Origin of the sequence: Acidicapsa dinghuensis (assembly GCF_025685685.1) — a bacterium.
Lineage (GTDB): Bacteria > Acidobacteriota > Terriglobia > Terriglobales > Acidobacteriaceae > Acidicapsa > Acidicapsa dinghuensis.
The window spans coordinates 622,547-639,970 of record NZ_JAGSYH010000004.1; the positions used below are offsets into that span (position 1 = coordinate 622,547).

At 55.9% G+C, this 17,424-nt stretch carries 16 protein-coding genes; 10 read left to right on the forward strand and 6 right to left on the reverse strand.

Going from position 1 to position 17,424, the window contains the following annotated elements; genetic code table 11:
* Window positions 1–38: 38 nt before the first annotated feature.
* Complete coding sequence (locus OHL22_RS13520) at window positions 39–1,580, reverse strand: hypothetical protein (protein WP_263338168.1); 1,542 nt, start codon at window positions 1,578–1,580, stop codon at window positions 39–41.
* A gap of 121 nt (window positions 1,581–1,701) precedes the next feature.
* A complete protein-coding gene (locus tag OHL22_RS13525) occupies window positions 1,702–2,235 on the reverse strand; it encodes an NAD(P)-binding protein (RefSeq protein ID WP_263338171.1) in 534 nt (177 codons plus the stop codon).
* 125 nt (window positions 2,236–2,360) lie between these two features.
* On the opposite strand from OHL22_RS13525, the gene OHL22_RS13530 reads away from it, so the two are divergent.
* From OHL22_RS13530 to OHL22_RS13555, 6 genes are all read left to right on the forward strand, one after another.
* Window positions 2,361–2,591, forward strand: a complete 231-nt coding sequence (locus OHL22_RS13530) for a hypothetical protein (RefSeq protein WP_263338173.1) — start codon at window positions 2,361–2,363, stop codon at window positions 2,589–2,591.
* A 1,940-nt stretch (window positions 2,592–4,531) separates the two neighbouring features.
* Complete coding sequence (locus OHL22_RS13535) at window positions 4,532–5,179, forward strand: cation transporter (RefSeq protein ID WP_263338177.1); 648 nt, start codon at window positions 4,532–4,534, stop codon at window positions 5,177–5,179.
* Window positions 5,180–5,301: 122 nt separating this feature from the next.
* A complete protein-coding gene (locus OHL22_RS13540) occupies window positions 5,302–6,312 on the forward strand; it encodes an AAA family ATPase (protein ID WP_263338179.1) in 1,011 nt (336 codons plus the stop codon).
* On the forward strand, window positions 6,309–7,253 hold the full coding sequence (locus OHL22_RS13545; protein ID WP_263338182.1) for a hypothetical protein: 945 nt from the start codon (window positions 6,309–6,311) through the stop codon (window positions 7,251–7,253). The genes OHL22_RS13540 and OHL22_RS13545 overlap by 4 nt, the downstream gene beginning before the upstream one ends.
* The gene (locus OHL22_RS13550; protein WP_263338185.1) at window positions 7,250–8,458 is read left to right on the forward strand and encodes a vWA domain-containing protein; all 1,209 of its coding nucleotides are present in this window, start codon (window positions 7,250–7,252) and stop codon (window positions 8,456–8,458) included. Before OHL22_RS13545 ends, OHL22_RS13550 begins: the two co-directional genes overlap by 4 nt.
* A 66-nt stretch (window positions 8,459–8,524) precedes the next feature.
* Window positions 8,525–9,130, forward strand: a complete 606-nt coding sequence (locus OHL22_RS13555; protein ID WP_263338188.1) for a siphovirus Gp157 family protein — start codon at window positions 8,525–8,527, stop codon at window positions 9,128–9,130.
* Window positions 9,131–9,155: 25 nt separating this feature from the next.
* Here OHL22_RS13555 and OHL22_RS13560 read toward each other — a convergent pair whose 3' ends face one another.
* Window positions 9,156–9,449: a hypothetical protein gene (locus OHL22_RS13560; RefSeq protein ID WP_263338190.1), complete on the reverse strand. Its 294-nt coding sequence runs from the start codon at window positions 9,447–9,449 to the stop codon at window positions 9,156–9,158.
* Between the two features lie 226 nt (window positions 9,450–9,675).
* Between OHL22_RS13560 and OHL22_RS13565 the strand changes: the two genes are divergently transcribed.
* Window positions 9,676–11,352 carry a sensor domain-containing diguanylate cyclase gene (locus tag OHL22_RS13565; RefSeq protein WP_263338194.1) on the forward strand — a complete coding sequence of 559 codons (1,677 nt, stop codon included), beginning with the start codon at window positions 9,676–9,678 and terminating at the stop codon, window positions 11,350–11,352.
* Between the two features lie 122 nt (window positions 11,353–11,474).
* On the opposite strand, the gene def is transcribed toward OHL22_RS13565, so the two are convergent.
* Entirely contained in the window at window positions 11,475–12,077 is a 603-nt protein-coding gene (gene def / locus OHL22_RS13570; protein ID WP_263338197.1) for a peptide deformylase, read from the reverse strand.
* A 603-nt stretch (window positions 12,078–12,680) separates the two neighbouring features.
* On the opposite strand from def, the gene OHL22_RS13575 reads away from it, so the two are divergent.
* Both OHL22_RS13575 and OHL22_RS13580 read left to right on the forward strand, forming a co-directional pair.
* The gene (locus tag OHL22_RS13575) at window positions 12,681–13,391 is read left to right on the forward strand and encodes a hypothetical protein (protein ID WP_263338200.1); all 711 of its coding nucleotides are present in this window, start codon (window positions 12,681–12,683) and stop codon (window positions 13,389–13,391) included.
* Complete coding sequence (locus tag OHL22_RS13580; RefSeq protein ID WP_263338203.1) at window positions 13,384–13,770, forward strand: transcriptional regulator; 387 nt, start codon at window positions 13,384–13,386, stop codon at window positions 13,768–13,770. The genes OHL22_RS13575 and OHL22_RS13580 overlap by 8 nt, the downstream gene beginning before the upstream one ends.
* A gap of 1,096 nt (window positions 13,771–14,866) precedes the next feature.
* Here the strand turns inward: OHL22_RS13580 and OHL22_RS13585 are convergent.
* Both OHL22_RS13585 and OHL22_RS13590 read right to left on the reverse strand, forming a co-directional pair.
* Window positions 14,867–16,150, reverse strand: coding sequence for a sigma factor (locus tag OHL22_RS13585; protein ID WP_263338205.1), 1,284 nt, complete (start codon window positions 16,148–16,150; stop codon window positions 14,867–14,869).
* 116 nt (window positions 16,151–16,266) lie between these two features.
* Window positions 16,267–16,665 carry a DoxX family protein gene (locus OHL22_RS13590; RefSeq protein WP_263338208.1) on the reverse strand — a complete coding sequence of 133 codons (399 nt, stop codon included), beginning with the start codon at window positions 16,663–16,665 and terminating at the stop codon, window positions 16,267–16,269.
* A gap of 246 nt (window positions 16,666–16,911) precedes the next feature.
* Between OHL22_RS13590 and OHL22_RS13595 the strand changes: the two genes are divergently transcribed.
* Window positions 16,912–17,403, forward strand: coding sequence for a DUF4142 domain-containing protein (locus tag OHL22_RS13595; RefSeq protein ID WP_263338210.1), 492 nt, complete (start codon window positions 16,912–16,914; stop codon window positions 17,401–17,403).
* Window positions 17,404–17,424 lie beyond the last annotated feature (21 nt).

A 17,424-nucleotide genomic window follows, 5' to 3' on the forward strand; every position in this document is an offset into this window, starting at 1 on the left:
ATTGGACCGATCCGCCGTTCACACAGCGCTCCGACACGTCATTGCCGATTGGCACCTCTGAGGGAGGGCCGCAGCGATCGCGACGTGAAATGTACCCAAAGGTCTGCCAACCAAATGAGCACTCTCGCAAAGAGTGAAGGAGTTGGTGGAAAATCAGATTCCCCAATGATCTCGCGGTGTACCCCTGAGATCGCACGCGCGGCTTGCCGACCGGAAATCACACACGACTCGATGCAACCTGGGGCATTCAATCCGTTTCGGATCCAATCTCCCGTCAAAATGAGATTGGTGAAACCGGAGTGATCCGCGGTGAGCCGATACTTTGTTGATCCGGCGACCGCAAGCGTATAGCGCTCTGACGGATCGATGTTTGGCCGCCAATATTGGGTTTGCAATCTCGCAGAACCGACCGTCGAGGCACTCCCGAAGCAAATGTTCCAATCGAACTTGCCTTCTTGCAGTGCGTGCGGCCAGAGGTAGCCGACGTATTGTTCGAGAAAATCCGTGGCTTGCTTGAGAGTCCTCGCATATTCGGCTTCGGGGAAAGACGCATCGCTTGACGGTGGCACCGATGTTGGTTCTTTCATGACGCCACAGAAGTAGGCTAGCTGCTGAGGTGCGTTGCCTGCCGGCCAGTCTTCAGCATCGATGAGATGCGACATATCTGCCCACGTATCGACCGGCTCAATATAGGAGCCCAGGATTGGGCTTCCCAGACTCCACCCACACTCGGTGAGACCTTTGCTCAACCAAACCTGGAACCCTTGGGTTTGAGTGGTCTTCACATTCGCGAGCATCGCTTTCCAGTCGGGACGAGCCTCTGCGAGCGGCTGACAGATTGTCTTAAGCGCAGCGATCGGGATTCCAAGAATGATCTTGTCGAAATCAGCTCCAGTTTTCAGCTCGAGACGTCCCACGCCCGGCCAAGCGGACCAGTTTGATTCAAGGTTCGCTTCGGAAGCCTTGAGCGCCTCTCCCTCGGTTAGCTGAGAGTAGTCCGGCTCACGGAGCCAGCAATCCCACTGCTTAACGCGGCGAAATGGCTGATATTCTCCGGATCGCACCGTTGCCTGCTTCGTGATCTTAATCGTCGCGACACTGCTCTGATCCGCCGAAAGAGTGAGTTCATCGACTTTGTGAAAGAACTGGAATTTCACCCCGCGCTTCTTAAGTACCTTGTAGATTGGGGTGAATACAGTCTCCCCCATGCCTGCTTGCATTTTCCAAAGCATCGCTCCCTTGTAGGTGAGCAGCATGCGCAACGTGCCGCGAAGACCGGCGCCGGCAGCCAAGTTGGGTTTCAGAGGATCACCGTCCTCGAAACTGAACGCGAGATCATACGCAGCTCGCATTCCGGCCGAGTTCACGGCGATAGGGGACGCTCCATGACGAGCGAGCCAATCACGAAGCTCAAACTCATCGAGCGCATCGAACCCGCTGGAGATTACCCCATCTGCGATGATGCCCCTTACTATGGCGCTGAAGATGTTGATAAAGATATATGGACGCCTCACATTTGTGTCCGTAAGGAGGCGAGGGTCGACGGCACTGTTCACTGTGCGTTGAAAGTCGTCGATCACGGCCGAAACTTCCTTGCGTCTTGACGGCTCTCGGTGGCGTCGCACGTTGCGAGCATGTCGATGGGCGGCTTTTAGCAGCCGCGTTGATAACGGCAAAGTGGACTGCTCCTTCTTCGTCAACTCATCGTCCATAATGGTCGACGACCAACTGGACCAACTCCACCTTGCCCTTTGCTGGAACGTGCTGATGCAACTGGTCCAATGCATCTTCGAGCATCTCAAATGCCATCAGAACGTAGTCCCACAAGGTCGGAACGGGGGCGCCATCTCCAGGAAGGGAATCATTGGTCGGCACATCTGCGGGCCAATGGAGCCAACCCTCCGTGGTTTTCTCTTCAAGGACCACGAGGCTGTGGGGCTTAAATGCGTCTTGCCAGGAATTGAATGTGCCTGATCCCGAGGGCAGTTCGGAATAGCACTGACGCATAAGTTCGAACGCATTTTCGTAAAACCCGAGCCAGATATGAAGTCCATGCTCTTCGATCCTTTGGCCGGCGGCGGGGTTTCTCGAACTCGCTCCCTTCCCGCCGAGTCGCCATCCCATCTGATACACCGTGATGTCGTACTTTTGTTGCCAATTCGGCTCAGAGGTGAGATCGAGAACGGCACTAAGTGAGCCGATGCCTCCTCCGAGGACTGCAATTCGTTCTGGCATGTGTGATGTCCCTCTGGATGGTAGCAATCATAACGTGTGTCCGGATACGAGTGCATCGGCCAGCTTCAAACTGCAACTCGAAAGTAGAGCAAGGTACATCACCTCGTGACCAAAAGGAGAGTTTCATGGTGGCCGATCGAATACGCAGGGCCATGAATGCAGGCAGACGCTGGGCGACCCAACAGCTTAAAGGCGGCAAAGAGATCACACCTCACTCTGCCGAGCAGGCGGCCCGGAATTATTCCAAGCACCAAGGCTCACAACACCTCTTCATCATCTCTGCACTGGAAATTCTGTTCGAAGCTGAATCGACAGCTTGCCTTGCCGTCGGAACTGAGCGTGAAACCGCCCGGTGATGGCTTGAGGCTTTTCCTAGAAGGTAGACTCAACTAGCTCTTCCCCTCCTTTATCGCAATCCCGACGTTCACCGAAGAATCCCTACGACCTGGGTGCGTTGTCCCAATGCGCCACGGGCGGAGCCATGTCCATGCAATTCAGAAAATCCCCAAACCCGCCAAGGCTCATAAAGGAGAAACCGCATGGTAGCCGTCAGAGATACGTAGCTGGCTGCCGTTGCCTCCTATGCAAGGCCGCGAACGCGCGGTACGAAACCACACGCGCTAAGGACCGCACTTCCGGGCGCTGGAATGATCTTGTCCCTGCGAAGGCCGCGCGCAAGCACATTCTGAAACTCTCAGCGCAAGGTGTCGGGCGCCGAGCGCTTGCTGCAGCTTCTGATGTGGCTGAGAGAGTGATCGCCAATATTCGATCAGGCAAACAGGTCAACGTCCGTAGGAGCACTGAGGAACGACTTCTGGCAATTAGCAATCAAGCACCGAGTGACGGGGCCCTTATCCGGGCCAACGTGGCGTGGAGACAGATCAAGAGACTGCTTGCCGAAGGCTTTTCAAAAGCAGAACTCGCTCGGAGACTTGGGTATCAGAGTCCATCGCTCCAACTCGGAAAGAAGAGGGTTCGCGCACGCACGGCCGCTCGAGTCGATCGGCTGTTTCGAATGCTCATGAAGGACTAGCGGAGCACGAGAGTACCTGCAATCGTCACGCACTCAAGATTTGAAAATCATTGACGCGAGCTCTCGCGCACTCCGGAGAAGAAGATGGAATATCAATATCATCCCTCACGGTTTCGCTGCCTTCCCGATGGCAGAAAGGTTGGGACTATCCGGGTAGGAGACATCCTTTATATCCAAGACGCCGTCCGTCCGTTTTCGTTTCCAAGTTACACGACGCGCCGTGAACCATGGAGAGTGGAGGCCTGGATTCCCCGTGAAGCGATCGGCCGGGATTTTGGAACAAGGAAATACAAGACTTTGCGCTGCGCCGGTGGACATCTAGCACTTGTCCGATCTCTGCGCGACTCGCGTCGGGTAGCAGAGGTGGCAGATTGGGTGCTCTTGGCCTGCGCGGACGCCGCACTGACCTGGGAGTTTGCCCCAAAAACCGCAAGAGGTATCGGAAGAATGCAAGGCGCGAACAAAACACGGCACATCTCACGCCGCAGCCTCAGCCAGCATCCTCCCCAGTGAGCTTGGCGCGCCGGGTAGGTCACCCGGGCGGCACGGCTTCCCAACCGTGCAGAAGACCTGGCACAGCCACTATACAGCGATTCCTAACCCACGAATCATGAAAATCCGGTTGCCGGGCAGAGCCTTGTGTCTACTGGCCTGTCTTGCGAGCCAAACCGACGCTCAACTCCTCCTACGAAATCTCGCGCGGAGGGGACGACAGAGGCAGACCGCGTAAAGCCTGCCCGAGAGGATCCAATGAAATTTATCTTCGACGACGGTGGGCGAGCCGCAGCGGGCTTCAGCGGCAGCGTTGGAGACTGCGTCACGCGTGCGATCGCCATTGCAACAAGAAAGCCTTACCGCGAAGTCTACGACGCTCTAAACGCTCTGGCGGCCAAAGAAAGGATCGGAAAACGGAAGAAAAGGAAGTCCAACAGCCGTGACGGCGTCTTTCGGTGCACGTACAGTAGCTATCTCGAATCTCTGGGCTGGCACTGGACGCCAACAATGTCTGTCGGCTCAGGTTGCCGAGTCCATCTTCGGACTTCCGAACTTCCCGCCGGAACCTTGGTCGTGCGCGTTTCGAGACACTTGACGGCGGTGATCGACGGCCAGTTGCATGACACTCACAATTGTTCCCGGAGTGGCACACGATGCGTATACGGCTACTTCGCGCGCCGATAGCTCCAACGCGCGAGGCATCGGGCCGAATTGCCCGCATTACATTCATGTATTGCATCTGTCCGTCGAGACGGAGATCATGAGGTCATGACGCGAGTGGTGCAAATTGGCGCTGCGTCCACTAAGACATCAGCTGAATATGCTCCTAAGGAGCCGCGAACGCGCGTTTTCTGGCTTCAGGGCGTGACGTTGATGTGGATGCTTATAGAGTTCGCAGTTGCCGCGTATGCTGCAGCGACAGCCCATAGCCCGGTTCTGTTGGCTTTTGGCTCCGATAGTCTTGTGGAGCTATTGTTGGCTGTCGTTGTCCTTCTGCAGTGGATTCCAGCTGTAGCCATTTCGGAACGCAAGGCGGCCTGCACGGCCTCAGTTCTCCTGTTCACACTTGCTCTGGTTGTAGGAGGTTCGGCACTTGCGTCCTTACTGCTCGGGCTTCATCCTGAGTCCAGCCGCGCTGGCATTGCGATTACGCTCGCAGCGTTGATCGCGATGCCCGTCCTCGCATGGCTCAAGCGCCAGGAAGCCCGACGATCTGCAAACGCCGCTTTGGCTGCAGATGCAACGCAGTCCGCCACCTGCGCTTATCTTGCTCTGATCGCGCTGATCGGCGTTGCCGTTAATGCGATTTTTCGCATCTGCTGGTTTGACGCCCTAGCTGCACTTGCCGCAGTTCCCATCCTGCTCAAAGAGGGTAGGTCCGCATGGAAGGGCCACAGTTGTAATTGCTGTCCATAACTTGTCTATACAACCTCGTCTTTAGCGATTGAAGAATACCTGAGAGGACGCGTCCCCGCGGCCTCCGCAGTTCAGTACCGTTTGATGCACCCATCCAGACTTATCCACCCAAAGGACAATTCATGAAACCAAGCCAGTTGTACGAGGCGCTGACCGCGCTGATCTGCGAACGTGTGCCAATCCACATCTGGGGCGCGTGCGGGGTCGGCAAGTCCAAGGTCGTCTTTCAGGTCGCTCAGGACTTGGGATACGAATTCCGCGACATCCGCGCCACGCAACTCGATCCCGTCGATCTGCGTGGTCTGCCCCGCATCCTCTCCGACCAAACCCAATGGGTACCCCCGAAGTTCCTCCCCACCGGCGGCAAAGGCATCCTCTTTCTTGATGAACTCACGTCGGCACCGCAAATGACCCAGGCCGGCTGCTATCAACTGGTCCTCGACCGCAGGCTCGGAGAATACATCCTCCCGGACGAGTGGGTCGTGATCGCGGCGGGCAATCCCGCTTCCGAACGGGGAGTTCACTTCTCGATGCCACGCCCGCTGCGTAACCGCTTCGTGCATCTCACGCTCGATGTCGATTTCGACGACTGGTGCCATTGGGCTCTGAGGGCATCGATCCGTCCTGAAGTAATCGCTTTTCTGCGATTCAAGAGAGACCTGCTCCACGATGCGGACGCCACCTCAGACGTCAATGCATGGCCTACCCCACGCTCGTGGGAGATGGCTTCGAATGTGATCAAAGCGTTCGATCAGCATGGAAGGAGCCATGTTGGGACAGTATCCTCCGAGATCGAAGCTCAGCTTCTCGAAGGAGCCATCGGACCCGCGGCCACGACCGAGTTCTTAGGCTTCCTAAGGCTCTTCCGTCAACTTCCTTCGATCGACGAGATCTTGCTCAACCCGGAGAGCGCCCCGCTTCCCGCAGAGCCGTCGGCACAGATTGCCATTTCCACCGCTCTTGGCCGGGTACTCACCGACAACTCGGTCGCCAAGGGCATGAAGTACCTCAATCGCATGCCCACTGAGATGCGCGTGCTTGCCATGCGCGACGCCTCTGCCCGCGACCGCGCCATCACCTTCACGCCGGAGTTCGTTCGCTTCGGCGTAGAACACGCGGAGGTCATTCAATGATTACCGAACGAGCGATGCTCGCCGCCGTCCATGTCAGCATATGGACAGCCGTCAAACACGACAAGAAAGTTAGCAACGAGGTTGCAAGGAGCCATGGAGCCAGCACAAGCGCCGGCCGGTACAACAAGCAACTTCTGATGGGGGCTGAGAAGCTCGAAGAAATCCGGACGTTGGCCGGACAGATTCGACAACACTTCTACAAGGTCTCTCTTCCATGGTCGGACGAAGGATTCCGCCTGCTGCCGGCACACCTCTACTTCGACCTCACAAAAGCAATGCGAGAGTTCGACGCTAGCTTTCAGGCTGCGGTGGACGCATTCCTTCTGGTCTACCCTTCATACATCGAACAGGTCCGTCCCAGCCTGAACGGTCTCTTCCAGGCAGAGGACTATCCTTCCGCCGACAAGCTGAGAAAGAAGTTTGGCGTCAAGCTCGAATTCCTTCCGATCCCGAGCGGCAACGATTTTCGCGTAGACCTTTCCGCCGAAGAACAAGCCCGCGTCGCGCGCGATATCGATCGCGGTGTTCGGGAAGCTCTGACGCGCGGAAACGATGATCTGTGGAAGCGGCTCAGAGAAGTTGTGTCGCACATGGTCGATCGACTGAACGATCCTGAGTCCCGCTTCCACTCCTCGCTTGTCACGAATGTTATCGATCTGGTGGAGATACTGCCGCGGCTCAATGTGGCCGATGATGCCGATTTGAATCGCTTCGCAACCCAGGTTCGGGACAGTCTCTGCAATCATTCGGCGCGAGACCTGAAGAAGAATGAGGACCTGCGCGTCGCCACAGCCTCGGAGGCTGCAGGCATCGTTGCCGCGATAGATACCGTCCTTAGCGAGCGCAGGACGGCCGAGGTTCCAGCGATGCCAGAGGCGCCGAGTGCGGATCACATTTTCGCGCACATGTCCGCATATATGGAGGCACAGTCCGCCGCATGAAGCATGTAACCGAAGCCGCTCTCCTCATTCAGAAAGCGCGTACCGGTCTGCTGCTCGATCATCCGTTTTTCGGAACGCTTCTGTTTCGGCTACAGGGGCAGGAGCGACGTTCGATCAAAACGATGGCGACAGACGGTGTGTCGCTCTTCTTCAACCCCGACTTTGTGGCGGGGCTTACGCAGACGGAACTCCGGGGGACTCTAGCCCACGAAGTCATGCATCCTGCCCTCCAACACCACACACGGCGCGGCAACCGCTCCAAAGAGCGCTGGAACATGGCATGCGATTACGCCATCAACCCCCTGCTTATGGACGCGGGGCTCACGCTGCCTCAAGGAGTGCTCATCGATCGGCGATTTCAAGGTATGAGCGCCGAACAGATCTACAATCTCATCGAGTCAGAAGAGAACGTTCAGCAACGACCGGGTACGGAAGACCAGCAGGGCGATCCACGGGATGGCGCAGGAGCCGGCGGCGAGCGGAACATTGGGGACGAATCGCCCGATACACCTGGCGGTGTCGGGCAAGTGCTCGATGCGCCGCAACCTGAGCCCGGAACCGAGGAGCAGACACCGGAAGAGCAAGCGAGGGACTGGAAGATCGCCGTCGAGCAGGCCGAGACTCTTGCGAAGCTGGCCGGAAAGGCGCCCGCCGGACTTCAACGCACGCTTGACGCGGGAACAGACGCCGCAGTCGATTGGGGGGAGTTGCTCCGCCGTCTCTGGTCGGAGACAACGCCTGCCGATTACAGCTGGATGCGGCCGAGTCGCCGGCACGTCTGGAACGGCCTTTACCTCCCGGGCGTGATTCGAGAAGGCGTTGGCGAGGTTGCAATCGCCGTGGACTGTTCTGGATCGATCAGTAAGCGACAGCTTGGTCTATTTGAGGCCGCGGCGCGGTCGATCCTTGAAGGACAACGACCTTCCCGGGTTTACGTCCTCTACTTCGATGCCGTAGTTCACCGCGTCGACACGTACGAAGCGGGAGAACCGATCCGCCTTACTCCGGTTGGAGGGGGAGGCACCAGGTTCGAACCGTGCTTCGAGTGGCTCGATGAGCAGGGGATCGTTCCGCAGACGATGGTCTTTCTCACCGACCTCGAAGGCTCCTTTCCCCGCGAGGAACCTATGTACCCGGTTCTATGGGCCTCCACCTCCAAGCTGGCAGCCCCCTTCGGTCAGGTCATTCCAATGGCAGCGGCATAAGCCCCAACGAACTCACACGGTCATGCGACTCCGTCCGGGCGCATGACCGCACACCGCGAGGTCATCATGTCATCCATTGCGTCATCCATCTCTCTGTTCGAGATCGACGAGGAACTCGACACGGTCGTGGAGGAGATCCAAGAAGAGATTTCCTCGAAGGGAGAAGCCTCCGCCGCACTCGTAGAGCGCTTCGAGGAATTCTGCAAGGCTCATGGCGAAAAGGTCGACCGGATCGGACGATTTGTGCGCTCGATGGAAGCGCGGACTCAGCATTGCCGCGCCGAGGCACAGCGACTCTCCGAGCGTGCACGAAGCGCGGAAAACAAGACCCTCCGCACAAAATCAATGGTCCTTTACTTTCTCAAGGTCCGGAATCTGAGAAGGATCGAAGGCCAGGAATTCACGCTGAGAATTCAGGCGAATTCACAGGACAGCGTGGTTATCCATGATGAACAGCAAATTCCGATCGAATACAAGAACGTTGGAATTGCCATCAATGGCAAGGTCTGGAACGCGATTGTCGAAGCGGTGCCTGGCGAACTCAAGCACGCACTAAGAAGCGCCGTCCAGGAGTCAACACCCGACAACAACGCGATCAGGCTTGCCGCCTCAAGGAATGAAGTCGTGCCGGGGGCCGAGGTCAAGCGCGGGGAGCATCTCCGCGTTGCCTAGCGTTCAAGTACTTCATAAAGCTGTTCTACTTCGCCGCAGCCGCCTTTTTCTTCTCAGCCCATCTACGCTTCGCTGCATCAGAAATGGCCTTTCTTCCTGCTGCAGAAAGCGTGCGCTTCTTCGGTGCAGCCTTCTTCACCGCGGTCTTCTTAGCGGCTTTCTTTGCAACGCTCTTCTTAGAGGCAGTTCGGACGCTTGTCGAATTTGCGGATACAGCACCCGACAGAAGCGAGTCTCTGAATTTAGTGAGACGTTCCGCCTCTTTCGTTAGCCGTTCGATTTCCTTGGTCAGTTCCTTCGCTGCTGCTTCGATGCTCATTGCGCCTCCCCGATAAGCGTAACACCGACAATGTCGACAGACAGGATTGGTCCATGATTCCAGCGCCCACGCTCGATCACTGATTGTCAACCATCATGGATTTCAAGGTTTTCTCCCACTTCGGCGGCCTGAATAGTAATCTGAAAATGGCACGAAAAAGTGTGCATCTGTCGCGGGAGGGCCGCGTTCCCTGGGTAGTTGAATGGAGAGGCTGGCCAACTCGAGAGTGCCTATAACGCTGATCATTCTGGCAGCGATTGGCGCGGTCTGCTTTACCATCGGCGCCGGAATTTTCCTGTATCACAACGACCGCAGGCTCGTTTCAGCCCGTGAGTGGATCGAGCACACTCAAGAGGTGCTGCTTTCTGTTCAGCGAGCCTCCCAGCAGACGGATCGAATTGAGGCTGAAACGAAATGGTCTATAGCGACGAAAGACGCTGAGAGTGTACAAGCCGCCCAAAGAGACGCAATCCGTCTGCAGACCAGCACATTGCACCTGAAGCAACTCGTCTCGGACAACCGCAACCAAGATGCGAATATTCAAGAGCTTCTCTCCTGTACCAGTGCTTTGACTAGAACCCTTAATGCTCCCGGCGAGTTGGATGCAGTGAAGGCAGAGACGTTGCGATGCCGGCAGGCCTTAGCCCTGATGACGGAGCAGGAAAATGAGCTGCTCGGCGAACGAACTGCGACGTCATCGGAGCGATCTCAAATGTCAGTCGTGACTGAGCTCTCGCTCGCTGCTTTGTCTCTCGCGGCGATAGCAGTCTTATTCTCTCTGCTCGCTCGGGATGCACTGTTTCGCGCCCGCATTGCGCGTCAGTGGCTCGAGACCAATCGTCAGTTGCAGGAAAGCAACCGTGAGCTAGCTCAGACAATGACTGCACTTGAGCAACACGCGAAGCAAGCGACATTGCTTGCCGCTTTCCGAGATGAACTGCAGCTCTGCGCTACTCTCTCGGAGGTATACAGTTCCGCGTCTGTACGTTTCCCTCAATTGCTTCCGGGAACGAATGGGGCGTTCGCGGTAATTAACAATTCGAGGGACACTGTTGAAAAGCTCGCTACGTGGGGCAATCCCGGCAGTGTTGTGTCGGAAATCTTCACACCAAACGCGTGCTGCGGTTTACGAGGCGGTCAGGTCCGCTGGCGGGGACCAGGTGAATCGGAGATCGATTGTTCTCATTTTGTAGGACCGCCCCCTGACCGGTACGTTTGCATACCTTTGGCAGCCCAGGGAGAAACTCTCGGAGTGCTCTCAATCGAGTGCCCGACAGAAGAAATAGCTTCAGAGATAGGGAACCGCCCGGAGACGCTTCGACAGCTCGTGCACCTTACGGCGATCGCTCACGCATCGCTTGAACTTCGATCCAAGCTGGAAAATCAATCGATTCGGGACTCACTTACCGGCCTTTTCAACCGCCATTTCATGCAGATCGCGCTTGATCGGGAGCTCGCACGCGCGATTCGACGGAAGAACGGTCTCGCTGTTTTCATGATCGATGTCGACCACTTCAAGGAGTTTAACGACCGCTTCAGTCACGCCGCCGGCGACACCGTGCTTCGCGAAGTGGCTAAGACCTTGCAGGGCGCTGTGAGGGCCGAGGACGTAGTGTGCCGTTATGGAGGCGAAGAATTCACTGTCATTCTTCCGGAAATCACAGAGAACCACGCGATGGAGAGAGCGGAAAATCTTCGAAGGTCGGTTGAATCTCTGCATTCAAATCTGGGTAGCGACATTTACTCCGAAGTCACTGTCTCAATCGGCGTGGCGCTCTTCCCAGCACACGGAAATGTTTCTGACTCGCTGTTGCGGCAGGCAGATGCAGCTCTCTATCGTGCGAAGAACGAGGGGCGCAACCGAACTTGTATCAGCAACGATGGCTTCGTCAAAATGGCTTGACGCAAGCGGCATGGCCAGTCCCACGCGCCGCCCCGAGACCTGTTTTGGCTTGCACACCCTCCTGGTAACACTACGCAATGGAAATCGGGGTTTCAACAAGTGGCCGGGAATGCCTGGGCAAATCACTCTCTGGAAGTGTGGCTGTCAAGCAGCTCCAGCAGTTCTCCCAGCGGTCTTGTCTTCCAATAGCGGTTGTAGTTGTCGAGAGTCGAAAAGCTACGACTGCGCATGCGGTCTATATATAGCGTGCCACGGAGGTGATCGATCTCGTGCTGAAGTATCCGCGCGTACCAACCGGTAGCTTCGATGTGAACTGGCTGTCCCGCATGATCGAATGCCTCCACCGTCCCCTTTCTTGTACGAGGCACCGCAGCGGTGAAGCCGGGTAGACTGAGACAACCTTCATAGAAGCTAATCTCAGATTGCGACAGCAGTTCGAGTTTAGGATTGATTAGCACATGGAAGGGCACCGGGCTCCTCTCACGTTCCCGAAGCTCCGCCTCAGAAGCCGTCGCTTGATACTCGATTTTGTCCTCAATTACCACGAGTTGGAGGGGCAACCCGATTTGCGGGGCGGCGAGGCCCACATCAGGCGCGTCATAGAGAGTCTCTCGCATGTGTTCGATGAGTCCCTGAATCTGCGCACTCTGAATCTCTTCGCTCGTTAATGGGCGGGTGGGTACCCTGAGTACCGCTTCCCCAACAGCAACAATCTTCAATTTCACAACTTCTCCTCACTGCACACGAATACACTACCAGCGGAACCTCACGACGCCGGTTTCCCAAAGCATGAAGCTGAAAGGTGTCGGGCTGGCGGGACCTGATACCCTCCTTCTTCGAAGCGTGAATTCATCGACCCCATACCGCTGCGATCAGGGCCGCAATGAATATCAATTGCAAGAGCAGACGTGGCAGAGCGGGCATCACCGGTTTTCGATTGATTGTCAGGTGCACCCTTGCGGCTTCAAGTTTGCCGGGAAGAGGCAGCGGAGCATAGCGATTCTCGCGGGGGCCACGCCTTTGGCCAATTGCGGAAACTGGAATCTTACACCGAGTGCAACTTCTACTAATTCGTTCATGGTGACCCAGACCCCAGCGTTTCCGATTCCCGGCCCAAGCACTCGACTCCCGGCGCGCGGCCGGCGAGCGGGGGGCCAAAAGCCACGGATGAGGGATGCGGGAAAAACCTGCAGGCTTTGTGGTTGCTGCTCTGCGGATAGAGGAACTGCTGGCGGTGTCACGAGAAGAAATTCTTTCCCGCGTGCATTTGTGCCTTGCCGGTTTATGATATAAATCGATTTGTGAGGGTTTACCTATTGGAGGCGAGAATGCAGACAGGGACTCTCAATGATGCTTCGAGCCAAGGCCGAGAACTTCGCTATGTGACGGCGCACTTCCGAGATCTGCAGGGGCTTCGGATGGCGCCTTTCTGGGGAGCGCTTCTGGTGTTGGTAAGCCTGGCGGCGACAAGTTCGTTTTCGAGAGTGCATCTGGCTTGGGCGGCAGCCGTATTGACAGGGGTGCAATTTGGGTGGCTTTATTTGGGCGGACGCTGGTATGAGCAACGTTATGGCGTCGTCAAAGAACCGGAACCGGCGGTTCCCTCCGGCCTGATCTCGATCATGCATCCGGCAGCTCGACCGCAGGGTGCTTCCAATCCTCCGACTCCGCGTTATGGATACCTCAGCGGTATAAATGCGGTGTTATTACTGCTGTGGGCATTGATGTTTATACCAGGAATGTTTCTTGGCCATCGTGCCCAGCCCGGATTATTTGCCCTTCTACTCGCGGCATACCAAATCTTTCCGAGATGTATTCATCCCGTACCCTACAACTGGTCCGTTTTTCTGCGCCGCATCCTCGCAACTACTGCGCTGATCGCCATGGTCGGGATCTATCTCGAATATCGCTTCACTCGGATAGATTTGTGGACCTGGATGGCTCTGTTGCTAAGCTTCCTTCTGTTGCTCGACCTCTATGATCACTGGCTACTCAATCACCTTCTCAATGGTGATTCGACGGAGGGCATCCATGAATAAAGACGACGACAACTTCCAGATGCCGGAGATTGATCGCGTTATCCATGAGCCAGCGCGGCTTGCGATCCTCACTGTACTCTCGTCATGCGAAGAGGCCGATTTTCTCTTCCTGGAGCGCGCCACGAAACTCTCACGAGGGAATCTCTCTGTTCAACTCACTCGTCTCGAGGACGCCGACGTCATTGAAATTGAAAAGAAGATCGAACACAAACGAACCCTGACGACCGCGAAACTTACGGATCGCGGCCGGCGCACGCTGAACGCCTACTGGGAAGGCATGAATGCCCTGCGAACTGTTGCAGAGGGCAGATCGAAGGCAACTGTTGACAGCCCTAAGCACGCCCGGCCGCCTAGGCGCAGTGTGCCTGTGGAAGGCTAACCTAGCGAAAATTATGCCGGTCTGCACATAAATAGATGCGCAAAATAGGCGAACATCTTGGAACTTGGGACGGAGAATAAGACGCAGAATTGCCACCGCCGCGCTTAAAGGTCGCGGGGCTCTGCGACGGCTTTAAGCAATCACGATATGCGACGTTCTAGACTAAACCCAAGACGGATTTCAGATCACAAATCCTTCGCTCGATGAGTGACTTGGCGATTTACCGCTCGTCCAAATGCGTGATGAATAGTCTCCGACCGGGCCACGCACAAGTCACCATAGGCGACTTTACGGCAAGATGGATCGCGGAATCTTGGACCGTTTGAGGGGAGTAATCGGATGAATTCGTATTTCCCATCTACGATCATTCGGTTAACAGCCGAGAACTAAAGGCCGGAGTATCAATGTTTTCAACGGAGTAGACAGGAACGAATGGGCGTTATCGGAGCCTTTTCGGCAACCAATTGGACCAAGTTCTGGACCAAGTTCCAGCTAGCAAAGTTCCGGTTCTCGCTACCTGATCGTGGAGAAATCGGCAACCACCTCTTGTCTGGGTAAGTCCTCGGCTGCTTAAAAATCGTTTGACCTCTTCTCGGTTCACGCCGGAACGATTCGCCCGTTTTGGGAAAGGTTACAGCCCAATCGAATAACGCATTCATCGCCCGAAAGAGAGTCTTGCCGCGATTGTGAAGATAAGAGAACCCGTGGTCTTGAGTGTGCGGCGGCTGTCGATTTGGCGACTTAAGTTTCCTTCTCTCCGTACGACGCTTGGAATTTTCCGTTTTCATTCTTCCAGTCGGCGGCGGTTGAAATACTCTGAAGCGTGTCCCAGTGCTCGACAATTTTGCCGTCTTCGATACGGAAGAGATCGTAGATGCCCGTGAACGCTCCCGTCGAGCGTACCTCCGCGACGATGAGGACGAAACTGCCTTCGTCAAGAATCCTGTGAACTCGCTTATAAACGAACGCTTGTCCCTTCGCGGCAAGAGCCTTCTGTCAAGTTCGTGGAAAATCAATGGTCCCATTTTCGACAGGCAAGTCACTTGGAACTCGTCGGAACCGTGGACGCGGTGAGTTGAGTTCCCTGGCGCCGGTTCTAATTGCATGGTTTCGGACCTGGCACAAGTTGGTTGAGAATCTCGCTCAGCTTCGTGAGTTCCCCGGAGATCATCTGAGCGAAAGAATCCGATCCTGGATCCCTTTGAGAGAGGAGAAAAACGCTCCGCCTAAGCTCCTCGAGCGGACGATTAATTTGCTGGGCGATGCTATTCGCCAGTGCGGCTTCTCCGGCCACTCGTGCCTGTTCAAGTAGTGTCCTTTGTTGGCGCTGAAGCCTCACTCCTGACGCTGCGAAATTCGACAGTACCTCCATGATTTTGCAGTCCTCCCTATCAAAGGCTTCCGCACGGCCGTGGGCCATGATCCAGATTGTTCCTCGTCCATTCTCAACCTCCCATGGAAGCAGAAGTCCGTCGGTAACAATCGGAGCCTGAATGCCCATGAGATCAAAGAATTTCTGCGATACCCGGAAGATTTGGGGTCGACGCCGTTCGAGGGTCACGCCACAGGCACTGGGATAGCGTGGAAGCTTCGCGTTTAAGAAACCGGAATACTGACCAGCGGTCGCGACCCACTGGTAATAGTCCTCTTCAGTGCTGTTCTCCTGAACGATGCTGATGCCTGCACTGTCTGCTCCGCACAACTCAACAGCTGCGGTCACCAACTCCTGAAGAATGGACTGCGAACCATCGATGAAGGTTCGAGTTAGGCGATTCATGCCCTGGAGGTGCAGGATCGAATCGCGAACGTGCAAGCGGCGCCGTGCAAAGGCGTCATCGGCTTCAAGATCGATCACTTCAAGGCCGGTGCCTACCAGTTTGGAAACTGCGGTTGTTGTCGACGGAGCCTCTCCAGGCATTGTCGAATTCGTCGTCGAACGGCTAGAGGTCGTCGGCCTTGTAGCTTCGTAAAAAGTACGTTCGAGCATACTCCGGCGATCCGCGGATAGATTCTCTAGGACGGCGCGGGCCTGTTCGCGCGTAATATCCTTGGCACGGTAGTTTGCGATCCATTCAGGAACCAAGAAATCGAGATCCGATGATTTCTGCGCCAGTACAGCCAATGCCCGATTGCGAGCGACTACCACGAGCGCAAGGGCGAGATTAGCGGTGAATCGCTCAAAGCGGTCCGGGCTGCGCCAAATCTGAAAAAATAAATCTGAAACAACCTGCTCCGCCCGGGGCTGATCGCGGAGGATCCGGAGAGCGATCGAGTAAACGAAACCGGAATATCGGTCATAAAGACAAGCGAGCGACTGCACATCACCCAGCCGAGTTCTTTCCAACAGCAAGGAATCGTCATTGTCCCGCGTTTTAGTCATTGCCAGACCCAGCCGGGACAAGAGCCACACCGAAAACGCGAACGCGAGGCGGCTTGAAGAGGCAAATTTATGTTCATCCCGTCCGTGGCCGATCGGACAGCGACAAACTTCTATTATCAGTACGTCAAAGGTCGCTGTGCACTAGGAGTTCTCCTAGTAACGCAATACATCGCCGCCCAGGCGAGCAGAGCGAACTGGAGCGGTATGCGCGCCCAGAGCAGCCAGATTGGCACTTCCGGGAATCGTCGCTGATGACTGAGCATAAACAGATGGACATCGAAAAACACAATCAGCATCAATACAATTCCCGCCGCGGAAAACCGTCGAGTTGCTGGCACGAGAAGCCCGACTCCTCCCAGGATCTCCGCAACTCCGCTTGCGCGCACCAGGGCTTCTGGATGCGCATAGTGGTCAGGCATGACATGCAAATAGAACTCCGAATGCCAGAAATGGTTCATACCGCCGAGAATATAGAGCAATGTTTGCGCATAAAGCGAAATCCGGTCTAACCGCATGCTGGTTCGGATGCGGATTTGGCCGACATAGACCGTGGACTTGCTGAGGGTGCGAAGCGACTCCGTGAAAAGCAGCCAAAGAGTGATGAGGTGCGGTCAGCACGGAGGAAAAACTATCCGTTCTGGTGAACTCTCTATGCGAATCGACAATTTGTATGGCCAGATACGTTCGGAGCAGGCCGAGGAACGACTCACATCGCGACGACTGCGGATAAGGCGCATGCATCCTACGGTGCAGGAGGGCCCATGAAGCAGAGATGGATAGTTGCCTTGGTGATGGTGGCGGGCCTCGTGGGATCAGGGGCAGTCGTGGCGCAGAAAGCTTCACAAACTGATCGGGATTTTGTGGCCAAGGTTTCGCAGGGCGGGATGTACGAAGTGGAGGCGGGCAAGGTGGCAGCAACCCGAGGGACCGTGGCTGTAGTTCGCAATTTTGGGGTGCTGGAATCTCATGACCACGAGGGTGTAGGGGCAAATCTGAAACGTGTGGCAAACTCGTCAGGCGTTACCTTTCCAAATGCGCTAAACGCAGAATTCTCGGCAAGGCTTGCGAAGCTCAAAGCCGTCGCTACGGATCAGTTTGACTCTTATTACTGGAATGACATGAAGCAAATCCATAACAAGGATCACGGACTGTTTGTCGAGGAAGCACAGCACGGGAGTGCATCGTATCAACAATTTGCGCACGATACGGCAGCGCTAGTGGCAGCTCATCTGGGATGGCTGAACACAATGTAGGATGAATTCGGACCGAACCGT

What these genes read in the sequence shown, in the direction of transcription:
- OHL22_RS13525 (WP_263338171.1), bottom strand. Translation starts at nt 2,235, where the DNA reads ATGCCAGAACGAATTGCAGTCCTCGGAGGAGGCATCGGCTCACTTAGT.
- OHL22_RS13530 (WP_263338173.1), top strand. Translation starts at nt 2,361, where the DNA reads ATGGTGGCCGATCGAATACGCAGGGCCATGAATGCAGGCAGACGCTGG.
- OHL22_RS13535 (WP_263338177.1), top strand. Translation starts at nt 4,532, where the DNA reads ATGACGCGAGTGGTGCAAATTGGCGCTGCGTCCACTAAGACATCAGCT.
- OHL22_RS13540 (WP_263338179.1), top strand. Translation starts at nt 5,302, where the DNA reads ATGAAACCAAGCCAGTTGTACGAGGCGCTGACCGCGCTGATCTGCGAA.
- OHL22_RS13545 (WP_263338182.1), top strand. Translation starts at nt 6,309, where the DNA reads ATGATTACCGAACGAGCGATGCTCGCCGCCGTCCATGTCAGCATATGG.
- OHL22_RS13550 (WP_263338185.1), top strand. Translation starts at nt 7,250, where the DNA reads ATGAAGCATGTAACCGAAGCCGCTCTCCTCATTCAGAAAGCGCGTACC.
- OHL22_RS13555 (WP_263338188.1), top strand. Translation starts at nt 8,525, where the DNA reads ATGTCATCCATTGCGTCATCCATCTCTCTGTTCGAGATCGACGAGGAA.
- OHL22_RS13560 (WP_263338190.1), bottom strand. Translation starts at nt 9,449, where the DNA reads ATGAGCATCGAAGCAGCAGCGAAGGAACTGACCAAGGAAATCGAACGG.
- OHL22_RS13575 (WP_263338200.1), top strand. Translation starts at nt 12,681, where the DNA reads ATGCAGACAGGGACTCTCAATGATGCTTCGAGCCAAGGCCGAGAACTT.
- OHL22_RS13580 (WP_263338203.1), top strand. Translation starts at nt 13,384, where the DNA reads ATGAATAAAGACGACGACAACTTCCAGATGCCGGAGATTGATCGCGTT.
- OHL22_RS13585 (WP_263338205.1), bottom strand. Translation starts at nt 16,150, where the DNA reads ATGACTAAAACGCGGGACAATGACGATTCCTTGCTGTTGGAAAGAACT.
- OHL22_RS13590 (WP_263338208.1), bottom strand. Translation starts at nt 16,665, where the DNA reads ATGCGGTTAGACCGGATTTCGCTTTATGCGCAAACATTGCTCTATATT.
- OHL22_RS13595 (WP_263338210.1), top strand. Translation starts at nt 16,912, where the DNA reads ATGAAGCAGAGATGGATAGTTGCCTTGGTGATGGTGGCGGGCCTCGTG.